Here is a 7213-nt window from a genome sequence, read left to right as displayed (position 1 = left end):
TGGCACCGCGCCTCCCGTCCTGCAGCAGGTCGCGTCGACTACGCGACCTGCGCGCGCACCTCGGCCAGCGTCGGGTAGTCGGTGTAGCCCTCGGCGCCCGTGCCGTAGAACAGCTCCGGGCGCGGCTCGTTGAGCTCGGTGTCCTGCTCCCAGCGGTACGCGAGGTCCGGGTTCGCGATCGCCGCGCGACCGACGCCCACGGCGTCCGCGTGGCCCTCTGCGACCAGGGCGATCGCCTCGTCGCGCGTGGTCAGCGCGCTGAAGCCGGAGTTCGCGATGAACGGGGCTCCCGCGGTCCGGCGGATGTGCTGCACGAGGTCGCCGGTCGGCTCGGCGTGCAGGATGTCGACGAAGGCGAGGCCGAGCGGCGCGAGGCCCTCGGCGACGGCGGTGTAGACCGCGTGGACGTCCGCCGGGTCGCTCTCGAGGACGCCCTGGATGCCGTGCTCGGGGGAGAGACGGATGCCGGTGCGGTCGGCGCCGATGGCTTCGGCGACGGCGGTGGTGACCTCGATCGCGAAGCGGGCGCGGTTCTCGGGCGACCCGCCGTACTCGTCGGTGCGGGTGTTCGACGCTGCCGACATGAACTCGTGCACGAGGTAGCCGTTCGCCCCGTGCACCTCGACGCCGTCGAGCCCGGCGGCGATGGCGTTGCGGGCGGCGCGGACGAAGCCCTGGACGGTCTCGCGCACCTCGTCGGTGGTCAGGGCGTGGGGGACCGGCATGTCGGCCTTCGAGCCGTCCGGGAGGTGGGTCTGCCCGGGGGCGGCGATGGCGGAGGGTGCGACGATGCGCGGGGTCCCGGAGATCGCGGTGTGGGACACGCGGCCACCGTGCATGAGCTGCATCACGATGCGACCGCCCTCGGCGTGCACCGCGTCGGCGACGCGGCGCCACCCGGCGATCTGCTCGTCGGTCTCGATGCCGGGCTGGCCGGGGTAGGAGCGGCCCTCCTGCACGGGCCAGGTGCCCTCGGTCACGATGAGTCCGAGGCCGGCGCGCTGGGCGTAGTGCTCCACGAGCAGGTCGTTGGGGATGCCGTGTGCACCGGCACGGGTGCGGGTGAGGGGCGCCATCACGATGCGGTTCGTCAGGGGGAGTGCGCCGAGTTCGGCAGGTTCGAAGAGCTTCACGCCTGGGAGGAACGAAGTGTTGCTGGATGCAATTCCCCCGTCGGGTGGATCGTCAGGATCGGGGGCACACGAGCGTCGAGGAGCGCACCTGTCCCTCGGGGCGGATGACCTGGTGCAGGAAGAGGGGCTGGCCGCAGATCGGGCAGCCCCGGTCGATCGTGCGATCGTCGATGCCCTCGGGGTGGCCGGCGCCGATCTGCGAGGGACCCATCTTGGCGATGAGCGTGCTGTTCCACCGTTCGTACCACTGCCCGAAGCGACCCACGGTCCGTCCTTTCGTTCGTACACGAACCATTGTGCCACGAACGACTCCGTTGCACACCTCCCGTCACACGGCGTCGACGCGTTCGAGCAGCTCGGTGAGTTCGTCCTTCAGTGCCTCGAGGCGTCCGAGTGGCCAGCCGAGGCGATCCGCGACGGCGAGGGGGACCGCTCGGGCCTGCTCGCGCAGGGAGCGCCCGGCGACCGTGAGGGAGACCTCGAGCTGGCGTTCATCCGCGGTGCTCCGGGTGCGGCGCACGTAGCCGGAGGCCTCGAGTCGCTTGAGCAGTGGGCTCAGGGTGGCGGAGTCGAGCCGGAGTTCACGGGCGATCTCGCGGACGGAACGAGGGTCCTGTTCCCACAGGGCGAGCATCACGAGGTACTGCGGGTGCGTCAGACCCATGGGTTCGAGCAGGTCGCGGTAGAGCCCGATGACGCTCCGGCTCGTCGCTGCGAGCGCGAAGCAGAGCTGTCGGTCGAGGGCGAGGGGGTCGACGGCGGTCTCGGTCATCCGACCACTGTACCGTTCGTGCGCGAACGAGTGGCGGGGGCGGGGTCGTGCGGCGCCGTGGGTGCGCGCGCCGTGGGTGCGTGCGCCGTGCCCGCGTGCGCCGTGGGTGCGTGCGTGTTTTCGCGCGCAACGAGCGACATCGTCGATGTCGTACGACATCGGTCTCGTCGCTGGTGCGCGGACGCAACTGTTGCACGCGCGGGGTGACGACATCGTCGCTGTCGTGCGACAGCGACGATGTCGTTCCGAGTCGGCAGACCTCAGCGCCGACAGCGCCGACCCCCCCGGGCTACGCGCGGTGCGTCGGCGGATGCCCCGACTCGTGCGCGTGCGCGTCCGGCTCCACCGGGAGCGCGTGTGACCCGGTGTGGGTGCTCTCGTGCCCGCCGGCCGGGTGCGACCGCTCGAGCTTCGCGCCCTCGACGTCGACGTCCGGCACGATCCGGTCGAGCCACTTCGGGAACCACCACGCGCTCTCGCCGAGCAGGTGCATCGCGGCCGGGATGAGCAGCATCCGGACGACGAACGCGTCGACCAGCACGCCGAACGCCAGACCGAAGCCGATCGGCTTGATCGTGGAGGAGTCCGAGAAGATGAAGCCCGCGAACACCGAGATCATGATGATCGCCGCCGCAGTGACCACCGCGCGACCGGCGTGCAGCCCGCGCTGGACCGCGACCTTCGCCGACGCTCCGTGGGCGTAGGCCTCGCGCATGCCCGACACGAGGAAGAGCTGGTAGTCCATCGCGAGCCCGAACAGGATGCCGATCTCGATGATGGGCAGGAAGCTCAGGATCGGTGCGGGGTCGTGCACCCCGAAGACGCTGCCGAGCCACCCGAACTGGTAGATCGCGGTCAGGCCACCGAAGGACGCCAGGACGGACAGGATGAAGCCGGCCGTCGCGGTGATCGGCACGAGGAACGAGCGGAACACGATGATCAGGATGATCAGCGACAGGCCGACGACCACCACGAGGTAGAGCGGCAGCACGTTCGAGAGTTTCTCGGACACGTCGATGTTCGCGGACGCGTTGCCGGCGACCCCGAGCGTGACCTTCCCGTCGTCGGTGGAGACGGTCTGCTCGCGGAGGTCCTTCACCAGGGTCTCGGTGGAGACGCTGTCCGGGCCGCCGGCGGGCTTCACCTGGAACGCGATGATGTCGCGGTCCTTCGAGGCACCGATCGGCAGGACGGCCTTGACGTCGTCGTTCTTCGCGATCGCCTGTCCGATGGTGACCTCCCTGGCGATGACGTCGTCCTCGCTGACCGCCTTCGGCAGGGTCGCGACGACGAGGAGCGGTCCGTTCTGACCGGCGCCGAACTCGTCGTCGAGGGCCTTGTACGCCTTGTACTGGCTGGACTCCACGGACTCGGACGCGCCCGTCGGCAGGCCGAGACGCATCTGCGTGGCGGGGAGGGCGATCGTGCCGAGCACCGCGACGCCGGCGACGAGGGTGATGACGGCGCGCCAGGTCGACATCGGCTTGTTCGGCACGCGAGTCGAGCCGGTGGTGCCGATCGCCGCGCGCTCCTTCTTCCGCAGGATCCGCATGCCGATGAGCGACAGCAGCGCGGGGGTGAAGGACGTCGCGATGAGGATCGCGAAGAACACGGCGACCGCACCGACCGTGCCCATCAGGCCGAGGAACGGGATGCCCGTGATGTTCAGGGCGAGCAGCGCGACGATGACGGTCGCGCCGGCGAAGACCACGGCGTTGCCCGAGGTGCCGTTCGCGAGCCCGATGGACTCGTGCACGCCCATGCCCTGCTTCAGCTGGGTCCGGTGTCGGTTCAGGATGAAGAGCGAGTAGTCGATGCCGACCGCCAGGCCCAGCATCACCCCCAGCACCGGCGTCACCGAGATGAACTCGACGAGGCTCGAGAACGACAGAGCGGCGAGCGACGCGACGCCGACGCCGAGCACGGCGGAGACGAGCGGGACGGCGGCGCCGATGATCGTGCGGAGCATGAGGAACAGGACGATCGCGGCGATGATGACGCCGCCGATCTCTCCGGGTCCGAGGATCGAGGGGACGCCCTGGGCGATGTCGTTCGAGACGTACACGTCCACGCCGCTGATGTCGGCCGCCTCGGCGTCGTCGGCGATCTGCGTCTTCGTCTCGGCGGGCACCTCGTAGGTCGACTTGGTGAACTGCACGGTGCCGATGACGGCGCTGCCGTTCGAGGACACGAAGCGGATGTCCTTCGACAGGTCGAGGAGCTTCGACCCCTGCTCGAGCTGCTGCTCGCTGTCGTCGAGCTTCTTCGTGTTGTCGTCGATCTTCTGCTGCGCGGCCTCGAGCTGCTGCTCGCCCGAGGTGATCTGCTGCTGCTGTGCGTCGATCTGCGCCTGCGCCTGGGCGAGCTGCGTCTGGGCGGCGGCCGCGGCGGCGGCTCCGGCTGCCTCGGCCTGCGCCTTCTGCGCGTCCAGCTGTGCCTGGGCCGTGGCGATCTGCTCCTTGCCGGAGTCCAGCTTCGCCTTCTCTGCGTCGAGTCGCTGCTGACCACTCTCGATCTGCGCACGGCCGTCGGTGATCTGCTCACGACCGTCGACGATCTTCTGCCGCTGGTCGTCGAGCTGCTGCTGGGTGTCGAACCCGCTCGTGGCGCCCTTGACCCCGTCGAGCTTCTCGATCTTCTCGAGGAAGTCGGCGATGTCGGACTTCTGCGTGTCGCTGAAGGCCTTGCCGTTCGTCGTCTCGAAGACGATCGTGCCGGTCCCGCCGTTCGCCGACGGGAACTTGTCGGCGAGCTGGTCCTGCACCTGGCTCGTCTTGGTGTTCGGGATCGTGATCGACGACGAGATGGTGCCGGCGAAGAGCGAGTAGGTGACACCCGCGATGCCCATGATCACCACCCACGCGATGATCACGAGCCAGTGGCGTCGTGCGGAGAACCGTCCGAGACGGTAGAGGAGACCGGCCATGCGGTTGCCCCGATCCTTTCGTTGTCCGCTGCTGTGGAGCGGGGTACGCCGGTGGACCCCTGGGGAGGGAAGTGTCAGTCGTCGGCCATGTAGCCGCTGCGGACGCTGTGCACGAGTCGTGCGAGCAGTGCGTCCCAGTCGTCGAGGGCCTCTCGGTCGAGGCGCGGTCCGGTCGTCGTCAGCCAGTGCTCGGCGATCACGACGATCCCGCTCATCAGGGACTCGACGAGGAGTGCGGCGTCGAGGGCGTCGGCGGCGGGGTGGCGTCGGGCGACCTCGTCGCGCAGCCGGTCGGTGACCCGTGCGAAGGCGGTCTGGGTGAGCACCGCGGCCTTGGGGTCGTCCTTGCCGGGGTCGCCGAGGATCCGGTACATCCCGGCGATCGCCGGCGCCAGGTCGGCACCGCGTGCGGCGGATTCGAGTTCGTCGAACATCGACGAGCGGCTGCCGTCGCCCACCGGCGTCTTCGCCATGTCGCCCAGGAAACGGTCGACGATGACGGACAGTTCCTCTTCGCAGACGGCGAGCAGGACCTCGTCGAGGGATCCGAAGTGGTTGAAGACCGTTCGGCGGGCGATGTCGGCCCGGGACGCGAGGTCGTCGACGCTGAACCCCCGGCCGCCGCGCTCGTCGATCAGGTCGCGGGCTGCCTGCAGGATCGCGGCACGGTGCTTCGCCTCGAGGGCGGCACGGCGATCGATCGACAGGGTCACGGCCACGACACTAGGTGCATCGATGCACTCGGTGCAACGACGTGGAGAGCATCCTCAGGGACGTACCCCGTCCGGAACCGTGGTTCTGAACCGATGTGCACGTGGTTGACTGGTCGGGCACGCCCGCCGTACGAAGGAGTACCCGATGTCCGTCCGTCTGTCCCCGGAGACCCTCGACGAGATCGCCGCGAGCGGTGTCGCCGTCCCGACCTACGACCGCGACGGGATCACCGCCGGCATCGTGCACTTCGGCGTCGGCGGCTTCCACCGTGCACACCAGGCGATGGTGATCGACCGACTGCTCCAGCAGGGCGAGGCCCGTGAGTACGGCATCTGCGGTGTCGGTGTCCTCGAGCAGGACCGCCGGATGGCCACGGCGATGGCCGAGCAGGGCGGGCTGTACACGCTCGTCCTCAAGCACCCCGACGGCACCCGCGAGTCCCGCGTCGTCGGCAGCATCGTCGACTACCTGCTCGCTGTGGACGAGCCCGATGCCGTCGTCGAGAAGATGGCGCACCCGGACACGAGGATCGTGAGCCTGACGATCACGGAGGGCGGGTACAACTTCGACCACGTCACGGGGGAGTTCGTCGCGGACGAGCCGGGCGTCGCGGCCGACCTGCGTGGCGACGGGCCGCCGCACACCGTGTTCGGGCTCGTCGTCGAAGCGCTGCGGCGTCGACGTGACCGTGGGCTCGCGCCGTTCACGGTGATGTCGTGCGACAACATCCAGGGCAACGGCCACGTCGCGCGGGAGATGTTCACCGCGTACGCCCGGTTGCAGGACCCGGCCTTCGCGGACTGGATGGACGAGCACGTGTCGTTCCCGAACTCGATGGTCGACCGGATCACGCCGGTCACCGCGGACGAGGACCGCGCCTGGGTGCGTGACGAGCTCGGCATCGAGGACGCCTGGCCCGTGGTCGCCGAGCCGTTCTTCCAGTGGGTGCTCGAGGACGACCACCCGGCGGGCCGTCCGCCGTACGAGGACGCGGGGGTGCAGATCGTCGACGACGTCGAGCCGTACGAACTCATGAAGCTGCGGCTGCTCAACGCGAGCCACCAGGGCCTGTGCTACTTCGGGTACCTGTCCGGGTACCGGTACGCGCACGAGGCGACACAGGACGAGGCGATCGCGACGTTCCTGCGCCGGTACATGGACGAGGAGGGCACGCCGACGCTGCAGCCGGTGCCGGGCATCGACCTCGAGGACTACAAGGCGACGTTGATCGAGCGGTTCCAGAACCCCGAGGTCCGTGACACCCTCGCCCGGCTGTGTGCCGAGTCGAGCGACCGGATCCCGAAGTGGTTGCTGCCGGTCGTGCGCGAGAACCTCGCGGCCGGCCGACCGGTCGCCCTGTCCGCGGGCATCGTGGCGTCGTGGGCGCGCTACGACGAGGGCACCGACGAGTCCGGCGAGCCGATCCGGATCGTCGACCGTCTGGCGGACGAGCTGCACCGGATCGCGCTGACGCAGCGCGAGGACCGGCTCGCCTTCATCCGGAACCGGCAGGTGTTCGGTGACCTGGTCGACGACGAGCGGTTCGTGACGGCGTACCGCGATGCCCTCGACGGGCTCATCGACGACGGCGCGCACGCGACGGTGACGCGTCTGTCGCGTTCCTGAGACGCGACCCGAGGCGGACGGGAGGCGCGGTGCGGGCCCGCA

The 7213-nt window shown here is 69.6% G+C and carries 6 protein-coding genes; 1 reads left to right on the top strand and 5 read right to left on the bottom strand.

The genetic code is table 11. The features are described 5' to 3' along the window. Positions 1-38 precede the first annotated feature (38 nt). The 5 genes from Q7F20_RS16990 to Q7F20_RS16970 all read right to left on the bottom strand — a co-directional run bounded on the left by Q7F20_RS16990 (position 39) and on the right by Q7F20_RS16970 (position 5544). A complete protein-coding gene (locus tag Q7F20_RS16990) occupies positions 39-1133 on the bottom strand; it encodes an alkene reductase (RefSeq protein ID WP_305741245.1) in 1095 nt (364 codons plus the stop codon). Between the two features lie 52 nt (positions 1134-1185). Next, positions 1186-1398: a hypothetical protein gene (locus Q7F20_RS16985; protein ID WP_305741244.1), complete on the bottom strand. Its 213-nt coding sequence runs from the start codon at positions 1396-1398 to the stop codon at positions 1186-1188. Between the two features lie 63 nt (positions 1399-1461). After that, positions 1462-1905 (bottom strand): MarR family winged helix-turn-helix transcriptional regulator, encoded by a 444-nt coding sequence (locus tag Q7F20_RS16980; protein ID WP_305741243.1) that lies wholly within the window; start codon positions 1903-1905, stop codon positions 1462-1464. A 289-nt stretch (positions 1906-2194) separates the two neighbouring features. Then, complete coding sequence (locus tag Q7F20_RS16975) at positions 2195-4831, bottom strand: MMPL family transporter (RefSeq protein ID WP_305741242.1); 2637 nt, start codon at positions 4829-4831, stop codon at positions 2195-2197. Between the two features lie 74 nt (positions 4832-4905). Next, positions 4906-5544, bottom strand: coding sequence for a TetR/AcrR family transcriptional regulator (locus Q7F20_RS16970; protein ID WP_305741241.1), 639 nt, complete (start codon positions 5542-5544; stop codon positions 4906-4908). Between the two features lie 145 nt (positions 5545-5689). Between Q7F20_RS16970 and Q7F20_RS16965 the strand changes: the two genes are divergently transcribed. Further along, entirely contained in the window at positions 5690-7171 is a 1482-nt protein-coding gene (locus Q7F20_RS16965) for a mannitol dehydrogenase family protein (RefSeq protein WP_305741240.1), read from the top strand. The last annotated feature ends 42 nt before the right edge of the window (positions 7172-7213 follow it).

The organism is Curtobacterium sp. A7_M15 (assembly GCF_030705415.1).
Taxonomy (GTDB): domain Bacteria; phylum Actinomycetota; class Actinomycetes; order Actinomycetales; family Microbacteriaceae; genus Curtobacterium.
This window is presented reverse-complemented; position numbering and strand designations above follow the sequence as displayed.

Coding starts and splice junctions, on each gene's coding strand:
- Q7F20_RS16975 (WP_305741242.1), bottom strand. CDS start 4,831: ATGGCCGGTCTCCTCTACCGTCTCGGACGGTTCTCCGCACGACGCCAC.
- Q7F20_RS16965 (WP_305741240.1), top strand. CDS start 5,690: ATGTCCGTCCGTCTGTCCCCGGAGACCCTCGACGAGATCGCCGCGAGC.
- Q7F20_RS16980 (WP_305741243.1), bottom strand. CDS start 1,905: ATGACCGAGACCGCCGTCGACCCCCTCGCCCTCGACCGACAGCTCTGC.